We start from the raw sequence: 19,222 nt of genomic DNA, 5'->3' as shown, positions 1-19,222 counted from the left end.
CATGAAAACACCTAATTTTATACATAACAAAAAACCAGAGAAGTTAACTTCTCTGGTTTAATTTATTTTTTAAAAACTGTCAACCTATTTTAGGACGACTCATATAGTCTAATTATATTATTTTTTTATTGCCTTTTTACTAATAGTTATACCATTAGACAACTCTATTTGCGCCACATAAGGTGCTTGACTTAGTTTAGAGAGGTTGTAAATCTCTGTACTATTGTTTCCTTTTAAATTATATAACACACGTCCTAAAGCATCGTAAATAGTAATATTTTTTATAGCTGTGTCTTGTGATACAGAAAATTGAACATTATCATTAGCGAGCTCTAGTATCGAAATAGTATTTGTAGCAATTTCATTTTGATCTACAGAAAGGGTATTTGGGTTAAATATAATTTCAAAACGATCGTCAAACTCACCAGCTTCAGAAGTAAAGGTATAGTCTGAAGCATTCAAGTCATGCACAATAGTCATGTAATTATCTTTTAAATATATGGTGTTGTTATTTAAAAAATCACCTTCAAAATGATCGATAGATAATGTATAAAGTGTAGATGCAGTAACGTTAGATTTAAAACTTACAGGAATCACTTCATCTATATCTAAACTACTAGGATTTTTACCTTGTATAGCAAATTTTCTAGGGTCATTATCTATTTTGGTATAAATCATTGCAGAAATACCACTGCCTAAACTTCTTGAGGCATCATAGGCTCCTCCATCATAACCATTAGTTCCACCATCTACATAAGCGACTAGCATTTGATTAAAAATATTAGTATCTGTAGTTAAGTTTAACCACAATCTGTTAGGAGTGGAGTTGTTATTATTAGAATTATTTCTAAAGAAAAGAGTATTACTTGTAGCATCAGCCATTCGCATAGCATTAGTAAAAGTAACCTCTGCATTTGCTAAACCTTGTACAAAAAAGCCTTGACCAGAAGGCACAAAATTATCTGGAGTTACGCCATCTCCTCCAGCTGTATTACCACTATTACGAGTAATAATTGCATAATCTGCATCTGTAAAATTTTGACCTTGGCTACCACTAGCGTTAGGATCTGCAAGTGTATTTTGCGACCATAAATAAATCACACCATTAATAACACTAGTATTAGCATCTAAAAAGGCATAAGCATCTAAAGCCGAAGGGTAAGGATTACCAATTAAATTCCAATCGTTATCGCCATTTGCGCCATTATAAGCAATAGCTCTAGTGTATTGTCCATTATGTAAAGGACCCTCAAAAGTATAAGTGTATTGATTGCCAGAAACAAAGCCAACATTAGAGTGTGTAGAGGCAAAACCCATTCCTGGTTCCATTATAAAACTGCTTGCAGTTGGATTAGTAACAAAGGTCCAATCGTCTCCATTATCATCAATATCGTCAGAGCCTGGTGTAAATGTATTTGTATTTGCGTTTTCTATTAGAACATCTTCAAAATTAGCAGCATTAAACCAAAAACGTCTTCCTGGATTGGCAAAAGCTAAACCATTAGCTACAGTAACGTTTGCAGCAGGCGAACTCCAATAAGTATATTCAAAAACACTATTTAAAGGTGTTGTTTCTTTATTAACTAAAGCAGTACCTGACCCTATTAACGTAAATAGAGCAGAGTCGTTGTTTTGAACAAAGTTACCTTGTGTTTCTACGTATAATTCGCCGTTAACTTCTATACTGTTTTCAATTTCAACAAAGGTATTATTACTTACAGTTAATCTAAATTCAGGATTTGTTGTGACAGGGTTTGTGTTTATGAGTAAAGAACACGCATTGAAGCTACCAAACGTTGCAGTGTCATAGCTAGCATTTAAAATAGCTTGAGTCGAAGAATCTGGATTTCCATTATCCCAATTCGTGCCATCCCAAGTTGTGGTTGCAGGACATTGGCAATCGTTTAAATGAGAACCTAATTTACTGGTATTGTTAGATGGCGTAGAAGTCCATTGAGAAGGAGTATAAGTTGGCGTTGGAGCCAAAACATCTTCGTTTCTTCTAAGCACAATATCTCTAGCAAAATTTGTATTTACTCCTATGGTTCCTATAACATCAATATTAACACCATCTCTGGTTTGTAATGCCATAACATCATTACCAGTAAATACGATTGCTCCTCCAGCGTTACATTGATCTGCAACACCATTATCACATAATGCTGAGCCGTTTCTCGAAATTAAAAATGTTGAATATGGAGCTACAGTACCCACTAAATTTGTTAATAAAGGAGGATTAGTACTTCCATTTGTAAATCTTGCTAGTTGGTAATTGGCTAAATCTATACTTGTAGTCGATGGATTATACAATTCTATATATTGTTCCTCAGGTGTACCAGGTGCAGACTCATGATATTCAGAAATAAATAATTCTGCACAATCTGTAGCTGGTGTTGTAGCAAATACTTCTCCTTGTGCAGAAACTGTTTCGTTAGGCAACGCAGAGCTCGTAATAGTTATAGTTTCGTTATAAGTATTTACGGGCAATCCAAAAACGAGTTGAACATAAATATTTGTTAGTGCAACACTGCCAGAAGTTATTGGTAACACAATGCTAGAAGAAAATGGACCTCCAGGATTTGTTGCTATTTCAAAACTTGCAGGTGCAGTAATTGTAATATCTGTTGTTAAATTAAAACCTTGAACAGTAAAAATTTCAGGTTCTAAAGATACATTTCCTTCTACATAACTTAAACCAGAAATACCGTTTGGGTTTGCTATTATAACAGGAGCACTATTTGGAGTTCCAGTAACTGTAACATTATCTAACCAAAAACGCTCTCTATTACCATTATTGGTCATTATTACTCTTAATTGTAAAGAGCCACCAGTAATCCCAGTTTCTGAAACAGTTGCTGTAGTAAATGTACCACCAATTAAATTGCCATTTGTTGTAGCAGTAATCCAAGTTACACCATTATCTATAGTATATTGGGTTACATAAGAATCATTTGCTTCTGTATGCACATTTTCTTCAGCTTCTAAACTAAATCCTATATTAGTAAATGCTGAGGTGTTAAGTATTGGAGAGTACCATATTGCTGGTCCACCTGTATCTCTTCCTGTTAACCTTCCGTTTCTTACTTGAAACCAGTCGTTAGTTGCTGCAAATAAAGTTCCTGTTACATCAACAGACCAATTAACACCGTTAGTGTCAACCTCAGTCATTGTGGTATAAAAAGCTCCTTTTAACGCTTGACCATTAAAATTTTCTGTATAAATAGTTTGAGAATAACTGTAACTAAATGTAAATAAAACTGCGACAATAAGTAATTGTAAATGCTTCATAATTTGAGGGCTTCAATAGATCAATAAAATTATTAATTAGGATAAAGATATTTTAATACTTTATTTAAAACAAAAAAGACAGTTTTTATTAGGTCAACACTAAGTTTTTATAGATTATCTGTTTAGTTATTTCAAATTTTTAAGATGAATGACAAGTTAATTCACTGCTTATTAGATGTTATTAAAATCCGTAATGAACAAAAACCTTTTGGATTATTCATTTAAAGGCTGTTATAATTTTAAAGATAGACTTTGAGGTAATATAATAACATTTTATATCTATTAATTAGTAATGTAAAGTCTGTAAATAAATAATACAGTGGCTAAATTGTAGTCGTAAATTTATAACCAATATAAGCGCAAGTTTATTAAATAGTTTTATTTTTAATGCATGTACCAAAAACAGACATTTACAGTTACCGAAGCTATAAAAAAGTTAGAACATTACTGTGCTTATCAAGAGCGCAGTCATAAGGAAGTTAGGCAAAAGCTAAGAGATATGAATATGATACCAGAAGCTTTAGATGTTGTAATTGTTCATCTTTTGGAGCACAATTTTCTTAACGAAGAGCGTTTTGCAAAAGCTTATACTAGGGGAAAATTCAGGATTAAAAAATGGGGTAAACAACGTCTTATTTTAGAATTAAAGAAAAAAGATATTTCTAAATTTAATATACAGACAGCACTTAATGAAATAGATGATGAAGAGTATTTACAAGTATTTAATGAATTAGCAAAAAAAAGAGTAAATTCTATAAAAGAGACCAATATTTATAAAAAACGAAAAAAGCTTATAGATTATTTATTATATCGTGGTTGGGAGTCTTTTTTGGTATATGATAAAGCCAAAGAACTTATAAAATAGTAGCATAAAAAAAGCCTTTCAGAAATTAAATTTGAAAGGCTTTAGTTTTTTTATTTTTTAAATCTTAAAGATTAAATACAGCTCCAAAACTTATTGTAAACTGGTTATGAATATTTTCAGGTCCAACAGGATTTTCCTTATATTTAGCTAATGGAGTATTTAATTCAGAGTAAATTCCAAAGCCATCAGTAAATAAATAACGAAAGCCTAAATGACCTCCAAAATTTTTAGTACTTAAACTTAAACCTGGATACACATCAAAGTTTTCGTCAATATTAATAACGTTTCCTAAGTTGGCATTTAAACGTGCCTTAATATCAAAACGGTCTCCAAAGTCAGCATTTAGAATGTCATTGTCTTTTACACTTAATGCATAAGTAGAAGATACACCTATGGAAAGATTTTGTCCAATTCCATAATCATAGCTTACATTTATTCCAGTAGCAAAATCCTGAAAATTAGCTCCAATCTGAAATTTTTGATCCCCTTTACCTTCAAAAGCCTGCGCGTTTATAAACGAAACACTAAGTATGGCTATTACAAATAGTAATTTTTTCATGTTTTTTAAATTTATTTTATTTGGTGTTTTTTATTGCTTGCTCATTTTTCCAGTCTATCCATTTTTGACCTTTTAAACGTCGCATTAAGTTGTCAAAATTACGCATTACTACAATATTATAGACTGCTTTTCCTAAATTTTTTGGATGTCTAGCAATAGCTCGTAAACTCATTGAGAATCCAGGTGTTAAATATTTCATGTAATGCCAATAGCCTTCTGGCATATAAAGCACTTCGCCATGGTTTAATTCTGTAATATAACCTTTAGCCTTTTTTAATGCTGGCCATTTGTCAAAATTAGGATTAGAAAAATCGATATCTTCTCTTACAATTAAAGAATGAGGGATTTTATAGAGGTGTTTATTTTGTTTTTGATCAAAAAGAATACACTGTTTTTTTCCTTCAAAATGAAAATGAAAAATATTTGCCAAGTCGATATCGTAGTGCATAAAGGTATGCGAATTGGTACCACCAAAAAACAACATAGGTAAACCCTTCATGAGTTTTAATCCAAAATCAGGAAATGTAAAGTCCTTTTGAAGCTTAGGCACTTCCTTTAAAATATTCCATAAAAAAATACGATATTTTGTAGGCTCTCGTTTTAGCAAATCTACATATTCGCTCATTTTCATTTTGGCGTGAGGCTCATTAAACCCATCTTTGTAATCTACAGGTCTATCATCATATAAAGGGACAATTTTATCGCCAGCTACTGTTTTCATATACTCTAAACTCCATTTAGAATAGGCTGGCCAATCCTCAATATATTGCTCAATAACCACAGGTTTTTGTGGTTTAAAGTAATTGGATATAAAGTCCTCTTTGGTTATCGTTTTAACACGAGGTATATGTTGAAGATTTAATTTCAAATAATATTAAATTAAGCCTACAAAGTTAAATAAACGTTGCTAAATTGAAAATGTTGAAAGAAAACTTTAACTATTTCAGTGCTTTAGCTTTTTGTTTAGCGTCTTCGTTGCGGTCTATTTTATGATCTGGTCGTGTCCATTTTGGCTTTTCTCCCAAAGCTTCAAATTTAGAGTCCGAAGCTTCCACTGTTTCTGGCTGCATTTTTTTAATAAATGGTTTTTGAGGATTTAAACCAAGCATTTTAAACATCTCCATATCTTCATTTACATCAGGATTTGGAGTGGTTAATAACTTATCTCCTGCAAAAATTGAATTTGCTCCTGCGAAAAAGCACATCGCTTGTCCTTCTCTGCTCATGTCTCTGCGACCTGCACTTAAGCGCACTTGCGTTTCTGGCATAATAATTCGAGTGGTTGCTACCATTCTAATCATTTCCCAAATAGAGACTGGTTTTTGTTCTTCGAGTGGAGTACCTTCTACAGCTACTAAAGCATTAATTGGCACAGATTCTGGTTGTGGATTTAAAGTTGACAATGCAACTAGCATTCCTGCTCTGTCTTCAATTTTTTCTCCCATCCCAATAATTCCACCAGAGCAAACAGTCACATTTGTTTTACGTACATTATCAATGGTTTGTAATCGGTCTTCGTAACCACGAGTGGAAATCACTTCTTTATAATATTCTTCTGAAGAATCTAAATTATGATTGTAGGCATATAAACCAGCTTCTGCCAAACGTTGTGCTTGATTTTCGGTAATCATACCTAAGGTACAACACACTTCCATATCTAGTTTATTTATGGTACGTACCATTTCTAAAACATCGTCAAATTCTTGACCATCTTTAACATTTCGCCAAGCAGCTCCCATACAAACACGAGAACTACCAGAAGCTTTTGCACGTAAGGCTTGTGCTTTTACTTGCTGTACACTCATTAAATCGTTTCCTTCTACATTAGTGTGGTAACGAGCTGCTTGAGGACAATAGCCACAATCTTCTGGACAACCTCCTGTTTTTATAGATAATAAAGTTGAAACTTGAACAGTGTTAGGGTCGTGATGTAAACGATGTATTGTTGCTGCTTCGTAAAGCAACTCCATTAAAGGTTTATTGTAAATCTCTAAAATATCTTCTTTAGTCCAATTGTGTCTTACTTCGCTCATAAAATCGTATCAGTTTTGTAATTCAAAAATAGTTATAACCATTTAGATTTTGGTTCTGTTGCGTCTAAAATATCAATATTTAATCTATTTGCCATTTCTTTTGCAACTTTAAATGCTTCTTTTTTACTTTTAGTTCTAAACGCTGTAATTTTTTGATTGGTATTATAAAATAAGTTAACATGAATAATATCATATGTTTTTGACACTCCAGGTTCTGCATCTACCCTTAAAGCTGGATCTAAAGTATATTCCCTAGTATTGAATATTGACACGTATTCTATTTTTGGTAAATTTTCCAATTTACCAATACGGAAACCAAAAAAAGAAAAGAAATTTCGATATGTTTTATTTTCAATTAGTATTTCTATTCCTTTTTTAAAAAAATAGATGATAATTCCAGTAACAATAAGTAAAACGCCTCTAGATTTATTTTCAAAAAATAAGATTAAACCACAGATAAGAAGTGTAATTGCGATGACCCATTTCATAAAACTATTCTTATTGTAGAAAACCATATTTTTCAGATTTTACTTAATTAATACTTATTAAGATTTCGGATTTTTACTTTCTATAACTTCTGCTTCAGCATCACTTTTTAAGTCTTTACCTTTTAAGTATTCTGGTAAATCCATACCAGCCATATTAAACATTTCTTGTAAAGGAGGAACAGATTTGTACATTCCTGACAAGAAATTTGCTGTAGAGGACTTACCATCTTCACCATTTCCACCATTATCCCAAACCGTTACTTTGTCTATTTTGATGTTCTTAATTGCATCAGCTTGTGTTTTTACCAATTCAGGTAATTTATCTGCTATTAATAATAAAACCGCATCTCTACTATTGTTTCCAGCAGCTTTAACAATTTCTTGTAAACCAGCAGCTTGTTTGGTTAACACCTCAAACTGTCCTTGTGCTTCTGCTTGTGCTTTAAATAATATAGCATCTGCTTCACCTTTAGCACGTCTTCTTATACGTTCTGCTTCTGCTTCTGCATCAATTTCTACTTTACGTTTATCAATTTCCGCAGGTACAATAACATCTGCCATTTGGGAAGACCTTTCGCGCTCTGCTCTTGCTGTTTCTGCTTCTTGCTCTGCAGCATACGATTCTTGTAAGGCTTTTGCACTTTGTACTTTTTCGGATGCTATTGCAACACGTTCTGCTTCTGCTTCACGTTGACGACGCAAAGAATCTGAATTTGCTACTGCAATTTTTGCTGTGTTTTCTCCTTCAACCGCTTGTGCATTTGCTGCTGCTACTTGAGTTCTTTCGTCTTGTACAGCATTGGCTTCACCTATAGATCCATCTCTAGTTTTTTCGGCTACAGATTTACGTGCAGCATTTATGGCATGTGCTGCTGCTTCTTTTCCTAATGCTTCAATATAACCAGACTCGTCTACGATATCTGTAATATTTACGTTAATTAGCTTTAGACCTACTTTCTTTAACTCTGATTCTACACTTTGAGAAATATTAGTTAAAAATTTATCTCTGTCATTATTAATTTCTTCAATATCCATTGAAGCAACCACTAAACGTAATTGACCAAAAATGATTTCTTGCGCTAATTCTTGAATATCATTTTGGTTAAGTCCTAAAAGACGTTCTGCAGCATTTTGCATAATTCCAGGTTCTGTAGATACACCAATAGTAAAACGCGATGGTACATTAACACGAATGTTTTGTTTTGAAAGCGCATTCACTAAGTTGACCTCAATAGAGATTGGTGTTAAATCTAAGAATTGGTAGTCTTGAATTACTGGATAAATAAAAGCTGCTCCACCATGAATACATTTAGCAGATTGTCCGCCTCCTACTTTTCCATAAACCACTAATATCCTATCTGAAGGACAACGTTTATAGCGTTTTATTAAAATAATTAGGAATACAAATACAAAAAGTATTGCAAAAATAATGGCTATTGGAAAGCCTAATTTAAAAGGTTCTTGTGTCAGAAGGTAGTTCATGTGTTTGTTGTTTAATTGGTTCTATAGGTTTTTTAGTTTCGTTTACTATTAAAATGCCATTGCTAGTCACATCGACTACTTGTATTAATGTGCCTGATTTTAATTCGGTTAAAGAATCGGACAATGCCTCTAATTCTCGCAAGGAGCCTTGTACTCTAACGCTTACTTTACCCATTTTAGAGCGGTTTGCACCAATGGTTAAATAGACTTCTCCAATTGCATTTATAGCATTTTTATAATCTAGTGTGCCACTATCTGTTAATTTTCTCATGGAATAAAACATAGTTGCCATTATTGCCATCATTAATAAACCACAGCCAAAAGCTGTTATAACCGTTACAGGTCTAGAAAAGTCTGCGTTTATACACGCAATACCAATCCATCCAAAAATTGTAAAAAAGCCAACAAGATTTTTAAAGGTGATAAACTGAAATCCAATTCCTGTATCTGTTTCAACACTATCTAAATCGTCTGTTCCATCTACTCCAGCAAATGTAGTTACAATAACAAATCCAAAGACTAGAGAGCCAATAAGCGCAATAATCCAAAAGAATTGTTCAAAAGCCTCTAAATTAGAAAACCATTCCATATTTTAAATGTATTAAGTTGGAAATATAACACCTTTAAAGGTGTCGAGCAATATTTATTTTGAAAGTAGAATACTTACAGCATTTCCACCAAAACCAACAGCATTAACTATGATTTTTTTAATGCTTTTAGGCAATTCTGATTGTAAATAAGGTACAGCAATAAATTTTTGGTTTTGAAGCATCATTACTGCCATTTCTATACTTAATAGTCCGGAAGCACCAAGACTGTGACCTAACTTCCACTTATTAGTAGTCAATGCAGGCGTTTTGTTACAAAAAATGGTGTTTATTGCATTTATTTCGGCTATATCGCCTTTTATTGTTCCTGGTGTATGCGTTACAATAGCATCTATTTCATCAGGATTAATGTCGCCTAAAGCCATTTGCATTGATTTTTGAAAACATATAGCCTCAGCTGAAAGTGACACGTTATGTTCTAAAACTTCTGTAGCGTAACCAACTCCTATAATTTTTGCTAAAGAATTAGGATTGTCTTCCAACTCTAAACAGGCCATTGCTGCACCTTCCCCTAATACCATTGTGTTTTTTGTTTTTTCCAGATTAAGTGCTTGGCAAGGATAAGATTTTTCGCTTTGCTCTGAGTGACAATAGATTTTAAGTGCTTGCATTTGTGCAATTGTAAAAGGTGTTAAAGGTGCTTCGCTTCCTCCAACTAAAAATTTTGTTGCCATACCAGCTTGTAACCAAGCAATTCCGTTTAACATAGAATGCAATGCAGTAGAGCAGGTTATGGAGTGGCTTATTTCTGGACCTTTAGTTTGCAAATCGTGAGCAATCCAAGAGGAGATGTTTCCGAGTGTAGTGGTTGGTGAGGTTAAGGTTTCAGCTTTGTTTCTATTTAAAAATGCTTTATGATAGTGTTCAAAAAGAGCAGTTGCTCCTCGAGATGAACCTACGTTTACTCCAAAATTATCCTCAGGATTCCATCGTGCTTGCTGTATTGCTTGCCTTGCCGAATGTATTGCAAATAAAACAGAATCATCTAAAGATTTGTATTTTGCGTCAGATACTTTTAAGTGTTCTATTATAGTTTTAGATTCTGCAGAAAGTTGTGCCACAACATTACCTTTCTTTAAAGACAAAAAATGAGTATTGGTGTTGTAATTTTTCCAAATTTCATTAGTTGTATTTCCTAAAGGAGAAATAGATTGAATGGCTGTAATAAAAACGGGTTTTTGCAAGAAATTTTATTTTAGGCAAAAGTAAAGCTTCTAAAAATGTAACAAAAGCGAAAAATATATTACTTATAAAATAAATAGATTATTATGGAAGAGCACGTACAAAATAAAAATTGGTTTGGTCGTAACTGGAAATGGGTTGTGCCAGTTGGTGGTTGTTTAACCATTATTATAGTTGGGATTTTTGTTTTAGGAGCTGCTGTATTTACAGGTATCAATGCTTTTAAAAATGCTACACCTTACGAGCATGCTGTAACACAGGCAAAACTAAACCCTTTAGTCCAAGAAAAACTAGGAGATTCTATTGATACTTATGGGATGTTTAGTGGAAACTTAAATTATACAAACGGAAAGAGTGTTGCAGATATTAGCATTCCTATTGAAGGCGAAACAGGGAAAGGCACGTTGTATGTTGTTGGAGAAAAAATTGACGATCAATGGGATTACGACGCGTTGTACGTAATTATAAAAGATACTGAAGAGAAAATTGATTTGTTGGAGACGGTTAGTTTGGAGGCGGATTAATTTTAAATTAAAAAGCTATTTCGAATAATTTTCTACTGCAAAATTTCCCCAATTAGCAATAGAGTGTATTACTGGCACTAAAGTTTTTCCGAATTCGGTTAACGAATATTCCACTTTTAAAGGTGGTTTTGTGGTATATACTTTTCGTTTTATAATATCGTCTTCTTCTAGTTTTTTTAATTGTAAACTTAGCGTACGCTCTGTTACTGTTGGCATTTCTTTTCTTAATTCATTATACCTAAGTGGTTTTTCTATTAAATGAAATAAGATAACCGTTTTCCATTTTCCACCAATAAGACTCATTGTTAAACTTGCACTACAAGGGTATTCTTTTTGTTTGAATATATACATAATACCAACTAAAATTAAACTATCCTTTTTGACCGTTATTGCAAAGATAAAATACTATACTTACTTTTGCAACTATAAAAAATATAGTATAAATTAAATACAGATAAATATGAGTTTTATAGAATCTATGCAACATCGTTATACCACTAAAAATTATGATGCCTCTAAAAAAATTGAAAAAAATAAAATTGAAGAATTAAAAACAATTTTACAACTAAGTCCATCGTCCATAAACAGTCAGCCTTGGAAATTTACTTTTGTATCCAACACAGATACCAAGCAAAAATTATCTGAGGTGTCTTGGATAAATAACGAGAAAGTAATTGATTGTGATACTGTTGTAGTGTTTAGCCGAATTAATAATTTAGAATTGTTTGAAGCGCAAATAGAAAAAGAACTTCCAAAAGGTGCAGTGGATTATTACAAAGAGTTTATTAAGCCTCAACCAGAAGCACACATTAAATCATGGTTTGAAAAACAAGTGTATTTAGCGTTAGGTATTTTACTTAGTGCTTGCGCAGAAATGGGAATTGATGCAACACCAATGGAAGGTATTGAACCTATTAACTACGATAAAATTTTAAATCAAACCGATTACTCGACAATTGTAGCAGTAGCTATTGGTTACAGAGATAAAGACGATTTTAATCAACCAAGTAAAAAGCCTAAATCGAGAAGATCTTTAAATGAAGTAGTAAAATCTATTTAGAAGAAGAAATTTCACTTTTATAAATAATACTCTTATAATTTATAGTTTTATTGAACCTTTAGAATAAAAAAGTCATATTGAGCGCAGTCGAAATCCTCTAGTTTTTAAAACAACAAAAGCTCGACTGCGCTCAGTTAGATAAAAACTATTTCATATTTAAACAATCTCAGTAATTCCGTTGGTACTAAAAGATAGACATTTAAAAACAGACTACACTGTCTCCAAAGCAGCTTCAATAGTAGTATAAATAGTTTCTAATTGTTGTTTAGTAATTACATAAGGGACTTGTATATAAATAGTGTTTCCAAGAGGTCTTAAAAACACACCATTTTTCATAAAAAAATGTAGTAATTTATCTCGTAAATCACCATAGCGTTTCATTTTTACATTTAAATCTAATGCATAAATAACACCAATTTGCCGAGTAGATTCCACTTTTGGATGGTGTTTTATGCGTAAATCAAAGGCTTTATGCGATGCTGTTATTTGCTTAATATGGTCTTGGATATCTTTAGATTGTAATAACTCTATACTCGCAATTGCTGCTGCACAACCCATTGGATTAGCAGAGTAGGTGTGGCAATGGAAAAAGCCTTTTGCCATCTCGTTACTTAAAAAAGCCTCGTAAATATTTTCGGTACACGATGTAATTGCCATAGGTACCAATCCACCAGTTAAAGCTTTACTAAGGCAAATAATATCTGGTTTAGTGTCCATATAATCTGAAGCAAAATAACGTCCTGTTTTGCCAAAACCAGTCATAACTTCGTCTGCAATAGTTAAAATGTTTTGTGCTTTTAAAAATTTAAGAATTTGGTTTAATCCATTTGCATTATGGATTTTCATTCCTGCAGCACCTTGCACTAAGGGTTCGTAAATAAAACCTGCAATTTTGTGATTAGAAATATAGTCTTTTAATGTAGTTAAAATAGCGTCAGTATTTACGCCATTTGGTGTTGGAATACGCTTAACATTAATTAAAAACTCCTCGAAAGGACCATTGTAAACCGATAAGCCAGAAACACTCATTGCTCCAAAAGTATCACCATGAAACCCATTTTCGAAAGCGATAAAAGTAGAGCGTTTATCGTTAGTATTAAAATAGTATTGCAACGCCATTTTAATACCAGCTTCTACAGCAGTGGAGCCATTATCGTTAAAGAAAATTCTGTTTTGACCTTTAGGTAAAATTTTAATTAATGCTTCGGATAGTTTTACAGCAGGTTCATGCGTAAAATCGCTAAACATTATTTGGTCTAGCTGTTGCATTTGCTGGTAGGTTTGCTCTATTATATACGAGTTACAATGTCCAAACATACAAGTGTACCAAGAGGAAATAGCATCAATATATTCCTTACCATCTTCATCTGTAAGCACGCAACCTTTAGCCTTTACAATTGCTAAACTTTCGGGTTGCAGTTGGTGTTGACGCAAAGGATGCCAAAGGTGTTTTTTATCTCTTTCTTTTAATGTCATAATTAATAGTTCTCAATACAATGTTTCTTGCCTCAAAATCACTCAAACCAACGTTTATGGATACTTTTATTGTAACTGTTTTTGGTTATAACTTGTTAAGTTTCGTTTTAAATTTTTCGGCATATTCCTTAATCACATTTTTATCAAAATAAGGCTCTTCGTCTACACGACCAATAACTGGAACTTTAGCCATTTTTTCAATAATGTCCTCGGTTGTTTTATGCTCGTTTCCGCTAAACATTAAAGCACAATCAAACCCTTTCTCTTTTAATAAATTTAGAGTTAAAAGCGTATGATTAATGCTGCCCAAATAATGCCTAGAGACTACAATTACTTTGTAATCTGGCTGTATTAGGTTTACAATAGTTTGTGTATTATTAATTGGTACTAATATTCCTCCAGCACCTTCAATTACCAAATTATTTGTAGTTTTTGGTTCGGTTATTTTCTTGGTGTTTATCGATACACCATCAATAGCAGCAGCAGCATGAGGACTCATTGGTGTTTTTAATGCGTAACTATTATCGTAAAATTGCGATTTTGTGTTAGAAGTTAGTTGTTTTACTTTTTTAGTGTCACAATGGTCCAATTCACCAGCTTGTATAGGCTTCCAATAATCGGCTTGTAAAGCTTCAACAATAATAGCAGAAGCAATGGTTTTACCAACCTCTGTAGAGATACCTGTTACGAAAATTTTTTTCATTTTAAATCAAATTCGGTTTTACAATCTTCACAAACATATTTGTGTTTTGTATAAAAAGGAAGCGCAGAAAACAACACTCCAAACACAAAGGAAAAGAAAGATTTAAAGTCTTTTATTGTAGAAAATAAATCAATTTTCTCGCTATTACAATTAGGACAATGTATGGTTTCACCCTCGTCATCTAAAGAATATTGCGAAATAGTACTTAAAATATGTTGTGCTTTTAAAGCATCTTCTGCCAGAACTTTTAATTTAACACCACCAATTGCTTGACTCACCAAAGGATCTGTGTCTATTGTTAAATTATCTGACAAAAAAACAGGAATTCCTTCGGCTTCCAAGCGTCCTTTTATAATTTGAGCCTCAGACGAATACGGGAATTTTGCTATGATTTTAAACTTATCACTCATTAGTTACAAAGGTACTAAGTAACTCCAACACTTTAGTGATTTCGGTTTGAGAATTGTAGCTGTGCAAACAAAAACGCAAACGTTCTTTTCCTTTTGGAACAGTTGGCGATAAAATAGCTTTAACGCTAAATGTTTTTTGCTGAAATTGCTCCGAAATAAATTTTACAGTAGCGTTCCCAGAAACTATGCAGCAGTGAATAGCAGAATGACTTGGAATAAAGTGCTTGTTGAGATGAAGTCGAAGTACTTCGGATTTAAAAAATGAAATGTTATTATGCAATTCTTGTATTGGATTTTGTTGCAAGTTTTGAAGCACAAAAAACTGATTGTAAGCTTGAATAACTGAAGCTATTGCGTGAGGCGACAAACCCGTTGTATATATAAACGAACGGCAAAAATTCACTAAATATTGCTTTAGTTGTTCGCTACACAAAATTGCTGCTCCATGGCAACCTATAGCTTTTCCAAAGGTTATAATCCTAGCAAAAACAGCATTTTCTAATCCTAAATCTTGTACTAATCCACAGCCTAATGTTCCAAAAACACCAATAGCATGTGCTTCGTCTATAATTAAAAGCGTTTTGTGTTTTTTACAGAGTTCCGAAAGTGTTTTTAGGTCTGGCGAGTCGCCATCCATAGAAAAAACCGATTCTGTGACTACGTATATTTGGTTGTGAGAGTTTAAATCTTGTTGAATGTATCGTGTAAGTAATTGCTCTAAATCCTTTAAATTATTATGAGCAAATTTATAACCTTTTGCATCACTCATTTTTATACCATCTCTAATGGAGGCATGTATATACTCATCGAACAAAATAATATCTCCACGTTGAGGCACAGCCTGAAAAAAGCCAATATTAGCATCGTACCCAGAATTAAAAACTAAAGCCGACTCGCTATTATAAAATGAGCTTAATGTGGTTTCTAAACTAGTGTATAGTGAGTGATTTCCTGATAATAAACGCGAACCTGTTGCTCCATTTTGAGCCATGTTATTACTCACTACATACTTGTGAGCAGCATTAAAAATTGTTATATTTTTAGAAAACCCTAAATAATCGTTAGACGAAAAATCCACTAAATTATTTTGTAAAGGTAAAGAGCGTAAGCTGTTCTCTGCTTTGCGATTGTCTAGTTTTTGCTGTAGTTTTTTTGGAAGCATTTTAATCTATGTAAACAATTTTACCTGTGTTTTGTATTCATAGTTAAAATAAAAAATCATTATTTAATGCTTATAAATTAAACCACACTTTCCAAGGCATTTTAGCAATTACTAAAATTAAAGCGATTGTATAAAATATAGCTATAGTTTTTAATTTTGGCTTAGATAATAATTTCTTTTTGTGCTTAGAGTAGCCAATCGTAATTAATGCAACTGCTATAATCATAGTTAATGGATGTTCTATGATATTTGATCGTAAGGTACTGTTTTTCATTACTTCTCCCATACCTATTTCGCTAATTATACTTAAATAATCTGCTGCAAAAAAGAGCACAATACCTATAAGTAATTGTATGTGAGATACGATAAGTGTAAACAGCGATAATCTAAAATCTTTAAAGGAATATTCTTTATTAGTAAAGGTTTTGTAAAGCGCACTTAAAGTGGCTAATACTAAAACTATAAACACTAAATAAGCCCAATAGGAGTGAAGCATTTTTACGGTTGGATACATAATCTTGAGGTTTTTTTATTTAAAAACAAATGTAGTAATTATTAAGCATAAAAAAACCGCTTCGGTTGAAGCGGTTTTTAAAATAATAAGATTTATTTAAAAGTTGTAACGTAAACTAACGTTCCATGTTCTACCTAAACCAAAGTAACCTCTGTTACTTACGTTAATTCCTTCATAAGTTTCATCACCTGCTTCAACAGGATTATTTGATGATAATTCAGATAAATATACAGAATCAAACAAGTTATTTATGTTTAATCTAAAGTCAAGAGATTTGTCGTCTTCTTTTCCTAAAATCATTTTGTAAGATGCTCCAAAATCTACTAAATCGTAAGATGGTAACTCTAAATTTTCTTTTACAGCACCTACTCTTGCGTAAAGCTTATCGTTATATCTATAATCTGCATCAAAGCTAAAGTTACGTGTTACATTATAAACAAAACCTAATCCAGCTGTGAATTGAGCTGCATCACCAACTTTACCTCCATCTACATCTACATCTTCAAAATCTAAAACATTATTTTCTTCATCTCTAGTAGTTGTTCTCGCATTACCAACATATTCCCAATTACCCATAGAGGCAAAACCTTTAAGTCTTAATTTATCCATTACTCTAGCTGTAAAATCTACTTCTACACCTGAGTGTAATTGCTCAACACCTTCGTTTGTAATAAAGATTAAGTTATCATCATCATCTGTATCAGAAGTTGTTGTTACTCTATCTTTCCATGAAGTTCTATAAAGGTTAAGACTTGCAGAGAACCTTGGGCTAGAAAAAGCATAACCAGCTTCAAGACCAAAAATCTTTTCATTTTCTGTTAAAGGGTTTACTTGGTTTGTAAAGTTTAAGTAAATATTATCATGGTATGGCTGACGAGAATAATATCCTGCATTAACATATATATTATTGTTCTCGTTAATTATATAGCTACCACCAGTTTTTACATTAAAACCAAAGTTAGATACTTTTTCTGCTTTTGTTCCATCTGTAATAGACTCTCCAGTATCTGGGTTTACAAAATCAGCATTAGTTTCAGCTTCGATTTCAGCAATTAGCTCATCGTCTGCATATTGGTATCTATCAGTTCTTTGGTGAGATTGGTTAGATGCAGCACCTTGAAAGAATACCGACATATTATCATTAGCATATTCTAATTGAGCGAATAAACCACCATAGTTAATAGTTTCTTCGTAATCCCAAGCGATTCTTTGGTCTTCTCCTAATGTATTAAAAGTTGCAGTCCATGGATTTGCAGCATAAGCTTCTGTAACCACAACACTCTTATAAGTTCCAAAAGAACCATAAGTTTGGTGATTATTATTTTGATCAACTAATCTAATGTTCTCTTGCCAAGATTTTAAACCATGAAAGTTTTCTACTTGACGGAAGTGAGTTCCGTTATAAGTTCTTAAATCTACACCTGTGTTTAAGGTAAGGTTTTCGCTTAAATCAATTTCTAGGTTAGATACTATACCATACCAGCTATGTAAGTTCATAGATGCACGTGTTACATATCCATTTCCTGCTGCAAAATTCCCTCCTGCTCCATCTGTTACAGCATTGTTAAAAGCATGAATTGCATTATAATCTACTAAACCATCTGCAGTACGTATTCTGTTACCACGTCCTCCAGTTCCTCCTCCTCGTCCCCAAGAAGCATATAATACAGTAGATAAGTTTGTATTGTCGTTTATAGTAAAATCCCAGTTTAAGTTAGCTACAGGCTTGTGATAAAAGTTCCTTCTTTCTGTTTGGTAATTCCCTTGGTAATAACCATAGTTGTCATTAAATTTTCTACCTCTTTCTAAATATGTTTCAATAGATTTAGAAAAGTTTTGATCATGCCATTGTGGAGCACCAGTTAATAAGAAATTGAAGTTATGATTTTCGTTTGCTTTATAACCAAAAGATAAAAAGTAAGTTTGACCTTGACCAAAAGTTCCCATATTATAACCATCACCTTGCCAATGCGTTAATAATGCTGTAACACCAAAACCATTTTCTAACATTCCTGAGCTATAAGATGCTGTTGTTTTTAAATAGTTATTGTTACCAGCCGTAGTTTTTACAAAGCCACCTTCTCTTTTATCAGTGGTTTTTGTAACAAAGTTTACAGTACCTCCTACTGAAGAAATGGCTATTTAGATGATCCTAATCCACGTTGGATTTGAATTCCATTTGCAACATCATTCATTCCTGACCAGTTAGACCAGTACATTTTACCGTCTTCCATACCATTAATTGGCTGTCCGTTTAATAAGAAAGCTGTATTATCTTGCTCAAAACCTCTCACTGCAATCCTAGAATCTCCAAAACCACCAGATTGACCAGCAACATATACAGAAGGTGTGTTTACCAGAGAAGTTGTAATATCTCCAGAACCAATTTTTTCCTGAATTTCTTTAGCTTTAATAGTCGATACAGCAATTGGTGTTTTTCTACCCTCTGCTAAATCGATTACACCAGATCCAACAATTACCACTTCTTCTAATGTGTTATCAGAAGTTAATGTAATGTTACCTAGGTTTGATGTCCCATTGTAAGGCATTGTTACCTTTCCATAACCTACATAAGAAACCACAATTGTTCCTGAGTTTCCTGTAGTTGATAATTTAAAGTTTCCATCAAAATCAGAAGTTGTTCCGTTTGAGGTTCCTTTTTCAATAACGTTAGCTCCTGGTAATGGCAGATTGTCGGAATCTACAACAGTACCTGATACTATACTTTGTGCCATTACATTGGCAGAAAACATAATAGCAATTGCTAGAAATAAAAATTTAATTGATTGCTTCATTTGTTTAAATATTAAAAATTGGTTTTAAATTTTTGGCAAAAGTACGACTTATTAATAGTTTATCATTAACTAA

At 32.7% G+C, this 19,222-nt stretch carries 19 protein-coding genes; 3 read left to right on the top strand and 16 right to left on the bottom strand.

What is annotated here, in order from left to right:
- Positions 1-117: 117 nt before the first annotated feature.
- Positions 118-3,288, bottom strand: coding sequence for a lamin tail domain-containing protein (locus ACVC5O_RS03400; protein WP_452220057.1), 3,171 nt, complete (start codon positions 3,286-3,288; stop codon positions 118-120).
- A gap of 391 nt (positions 3,289-3,679) precedes the next feature.
- Between ACVC5O_RS03400 and ACVC5O_RS03395 the strand changes: the two genes are divergently transcribed.
- A complete protein-coding gene (locus tag ACVC5O_RS03395; RefSeq protein ID WP_452220056.1) occupies positions 3,680-4,153 on the top strand; it encodes a regulatory protein RecX in 474 nt (157 codons plus the stop codon).
- Positions 4,154-4,217: 64 nt separating this feature from the next.
- Here the strand turns inward: ACVC5O_RS03395 and ACVC5O_RS03390 are convergent, their stop codons facing one another.
- The 7 genes from ACVC5O_RS03390 to ACVC5O_RS03360 form a co-directional block, all read right to left on the bottom strand.
- The gene (locus ACVC5O_RS03390) at positions 4,218-4,712 is read right to left on the bottom strand and encodes a DUF6646 family protein (RefSeq protein WP_452220055.1); all 495 of its coding nucleotides are present in this window, start codon (positions 4,710-4,712) and stop codon (positions 4,218-4,220) included.
- A 16-nt stretch (positions 4,713-4,728) separates the two neighbouring features.
- Positions 4,729-5,580 carry a cupin-like domain-containing protein gene (locus ACVC5O_RS03385; protein WP_452220054.1) on the bottom strand — a complete coding sequence of 284 codons (852 nt, stop codon included), beginning with the start codon at positions 5,578-5,580 and terminating at the stop codon, positions 4,729-4,731.
- Between the two features lie 70 nt (positions 5,581-5,650).
- Positions 5,651-6,745: a biotin synthase BioB gene (gene bioB / locus ACVC5O_RS03380; protein WP_452220053.1), complete on the bottom strand. Its 1,095-nt coding sequence runs from the start codon at positions 6,743-6,745 to the stop codon at positions 5,651-5,653.
- Positions 6,746-6,777: 32 nt separating this feature from the next.
- Positions 6,778-7,233, bottom strand: a complete 456-nt coding sequence (locus ACVC5O_RS03375; protein ID WP_452220052.1) for a hypothetical protein — start codon at positions 7,231-7,233, stop codon at positions 6,778-6,780.
- Between the two features lie 57 nt (positions 7,234-7,290).
- On the bottom strand, positions 7,291-8,715 hold the full coding sequence (locus tag ACVC5O_RS03370; RefSeq protein WP_452220051.1) for a flotillin family protein: 1,425 nt from the start codon (positions 8,713-8,715) through the stop codon (positions 7,291-7,293).
- Complete coding sequence (locus ACVC5O_RS03365; RefSeq protein ID WP_452220050.1) at positions 8,684-9,304, bottom strand: hypothetical protein; 621 nt, start codon at positions 9,302-9,304, stop codon at positions 8,684-8,686. Before ACVC5O_RS03365 ends, ACVC5O_RS03370 begins: the two co-directional genes overlap by 32 nt.
- A 54-nt stretch (positions 9,305-9,358) precedes the next feature.
- Positions 9,359-10,507, bottom strand: coding sequence for a beta-ketoacyl synthase N-terminal-like domain-containing protein (locus ACVC5O_RS03360; RefSeq protein WP_452220049.1), 1,149 nt, complete (start codon positions 10,505-10,507; stop codon positions 9,359-9,361).
- Between the two features lie 84 nt (positions 10,508-10,591).
- On the opposite strand from ACVC5O_RS03360, the gene ACVC5O_RS03355 reads away from it, so the two are divergent.
- On the top strand, positions 10,592-11,029 hold the full coding sequence (locus ACVC5O_RS03355; protein WP_452220048.1) for a cytochrome c oxidase assembly factor Coa1 family protein: 438 nt from the start codon (positions 10,592-10,594) through the stop codon (positions 11,027-11,029).
- A 15-nt stretch (positions 11,030-11,044) separates the two neighbouring features.
- Here ACVC5O_RS03355 and ACVC5O_RS03350 read toward each other — a convergent pair whose 3' ends face one another.
- Positions 11,045-11,380 carry a winged helix-turn-helix transcriptional regulator gene (locus tag ACVC5O_RS03350; RefSeq protein ID WP_452220047.1) on the bottom strand — a complete coding sequence of 112 codons (336 nt, stop codon included), beginning with the start codon at positions 11,378-11,380 and terminating at the stop codon, positions 11,045-11,047.
- 109 nt (positions 11,381-11,489) lie between these two features.
- On the opposite strand from ACVC5O_RS03350, the gene ACVC5O_RS03345 reads away from it, so the two are divergent.
- Positions 11,490-12,089 (top strand): nitroreductase family protein, encoded by a 600-nt coding sequence (locus tag ACVC5O_RS03345; protein WP_452220046.1) that lies wholly within the window; start codon positions 11,490-11,492, stop codon positions 12,087-12,089.
- A gap of 210 nt (positions 12,090-12,299) precedes the next feature.
- On the opposite strand, the gene bioA is transcribed toward ACVC5O_RS03345, so the two are convergent.
- The 7 genes from bioA to ACVC5O_RS03310 form a co-directional block, all read right to left on the bottom strand.
- On the bottom strand, positions 12,300-13,565 hold the full coding sequence (bioA, locus tag ACVC5O_RS03340) for an adenosylmethionine--8-amino-7-oxononanoate transaminase (RefSeq protein ID WP_452220045.1): 1,266 nt from the start codon (positions 13,563-13,565) through the stop codon (positions 12,300-12,302).
- A gap of 85 nt (positions 13,566-13,650) precedes the next feature.
- Positions 13,651-14,268, bottom strand: a complete 618-nt coding sequence (gene bioD, locus ACVC5O_RS03335) for a dethiobiotin synthase (RefSeq protein ID WP_452220044.1) — start codon at positions 14,266-14,268, stop codon at positions 13,651-13,653.
- Positions 14,265-14,678: a DUF2007 domain-containing protein gene (locus ACVC5O_RS03330; protein ID WP_452220043.1), complete on the bottom strand. Its 414-nt coding sequence runs from the start codon at positions 14,676-14,678 to the stop codon at positions 14,265-14,267. Before ACVC5O_RS03330 ends, bioD begins: the two co-directional genes overlap by 4 nt.
- The gene (locus ACVC5O_RS03325; protein ID WP_452220042.1) at positions 14,671-15,840 is read right to left on the bottom strand and encodes an aminotransferase class I/II-fold pyridoxal phosphate-dependent enzyme; all 1,170 of its coding nucleotides are present in this window, start codon (positions 15,838-15,840) and stop codon (positions 14,671-14,673) included. The genes ACVC5O_RS03330 and ACVC5O_RS03325 overlap by 8 nt, the downstream gene beginning before the upstream one ends.
- 70 nt (positions 15,841-15,910) lie before the next feature.
- Positions 15,911-16,354, bottom strand: a complete 444-nt coding sequence (locus tag ACVC5O_RS03320; protein ID WP_452220041.1) for a hypothetical protein — start codon at positions 16,352-16,354, stop codon at positions 15,911-15,913.
- A gap of 96 nt (positions 16,355-16,450) precedes the next feature.
- Positions 16,451-18,364 carry a TonB-dependent receptor domain-containing protein gene (locus ACVC5O_RS03315; RefSeq protein WP_452220040.1) on the bottom strand — a complete coding sequence of 638 codons (1,914 nt, stop codon included), beginning with the start codon at positions 18,362-18,364 and terminating at the stop codon, positions 16,451-16,453.
- 128 nt (positions 18,365-18,492) lie between these two features.
- Positions 18,493-19,149 (bottom strand): carboxypeptidase-like regulatory domain-containing protein, encoded by a 657-nt coding sequence (locus tag ACVC5O_RS03310; RefSeq protein WP_452220039.1) that lies wholly within the window; start codon positions 19,147-19,149, stop codon positions 18,493-18,495.
- Positions 19,150-19,222: the final 73 nt, after the last annotated feature.

This window comes from Lacinutrix salivirga, from assembly GCF_053604675.1.
This window is presented reverse-complemented; position numbering and strand designations above follow the sequence as displayed.

What these genes read in the sequence shown, in the direction of transcription:
- ACVC5O_RS03400 (WP_452220057.1), bottom strand. Translation starts at nt 3,288, where the DNA reads ATGAAGCATTTACAATTACTTATTGTCGCAGTTTTATTTACATTTAGT.
- ACVC5O_RS03370 (WP_452220051.1), bottom strand. Translation starts at nt 8,715, where the DNA reads ATGAACTACCTTCTGACACAAGAACCTTTTAAATTAGGCTTTCCAATA.
- ACVC5O_RS03345 (WP_452220046.1), top strand. Translation starts at nt 11,490, where the DNA reads ATGAGTTTTATAGAATCTATGCAACATCGTTATACCACTAAAAATTAT.
- ACVC5O_RS03320 (WP_452220041.1), bottom strand. Translation starts at nt 16,354, where the DNA reads ATGTATCCAACCGTAAAAATGCTTCACTCCTATTGGGCTTATTTAGTG.
- ACVC5O_RS03350 (WP_452220047.1), bottom strand. Translation starts at nt 11,380, where the DNA reads ATGTATATATTCAAACAAAAAGAATACCCTTGTAGTGCAAGTTTAACA.
- ACVC5O_RS03375 (WP_452220052.1), bottom strand. Translation starts at nt 7,233, where the DNA reads ATGAAATGGGTCATCGCAATTACACTTCTTATCTGTGGTTTAATCTTA.
- ACVC5O_RS03355 (WP_452220048.1), top strand. Translation starts at nt 10,592, where the DNA reads ATGGAAGAGCACGTACAAAATAAAAATTGGTTTGGTCGTAACTGGAAA.
- ACVC5O_RS03390 (WP_452220055.1), bottom strand. Translation starts at nt 4,712, where the DNA reads ATGAAAAAATTACTATTTGTAATAGCCATACTTAGTGTTTCGTTTATA.
- bioA (WP_452220045.1), bottom strand. Translation starts at nt 13,565, where the DNA reads ATGACATTAAAAGAAAGAGATAAAAAACACCTTTGGCATCCTTTGCGT.
- ACVC5O_RS03325 (WP_452220042.1), bottom strand. Translation starts at nt 15,840, where the DNA reads ATGCTTCCAAAAAAACTACAGCAAAAACTAGACAATCGCAAAGCAGAG.
- ACVC5O_RS03365 (WP_452220050.1), bottom strand. Translation starts at nt 9,304, where the DNA reads ATGGAATGGTTTTCTAATTTAGAGGCTTTTGAACAATTCTTTTGGATT.
- ACVC5O_RS03315 (WP_452220040.1), bottom strand. Translation starts at nt 18,364, where the DNA reads ATGTTAGAAAATGGTTTTGGTGTTACAGCATTATTAACGCATTGGCAA.
- ACVC5O_RS03310 (WP_452220039.1), bottom strand. Translation starts at nt 19,149, where the DNA reads ATGAAGCAATCAATTAAATTTTTATTTCTAGCAATTGCTATTATGTTT.
- bioB (WP_452220053.1), bottom strand. Translation starts at nt 6,745, where the DNA reads ATGAGCGAAGTAAGACACAATTGGACTAAAGAAGATATTTTAGAGATT.
- bioD (WP_452220044.1), bottom strand. Translation starts at nt 14,268, where the DNA reads ATGAAAAAAATTTTCGTAACAGGTATCTCTACAGAGGTTGGTAAAACC.
- ACVC5O_RS03330 (WP_452220043.1), bottom strand. Translation starts at nt 14,678, where the DNA reads ATGAGTGATAAGTTTAAAATCATAGCAAAATTCCCGTATTCGTCTGAG.
- ACVC5O_RS03395 (WP_452220056.1), top strand. Translation starts at nt 3,680, where the DNA reads ATGTACCAAAAACAGACATTTACAGTTACCGAAGCTATAAAAAAGTTA.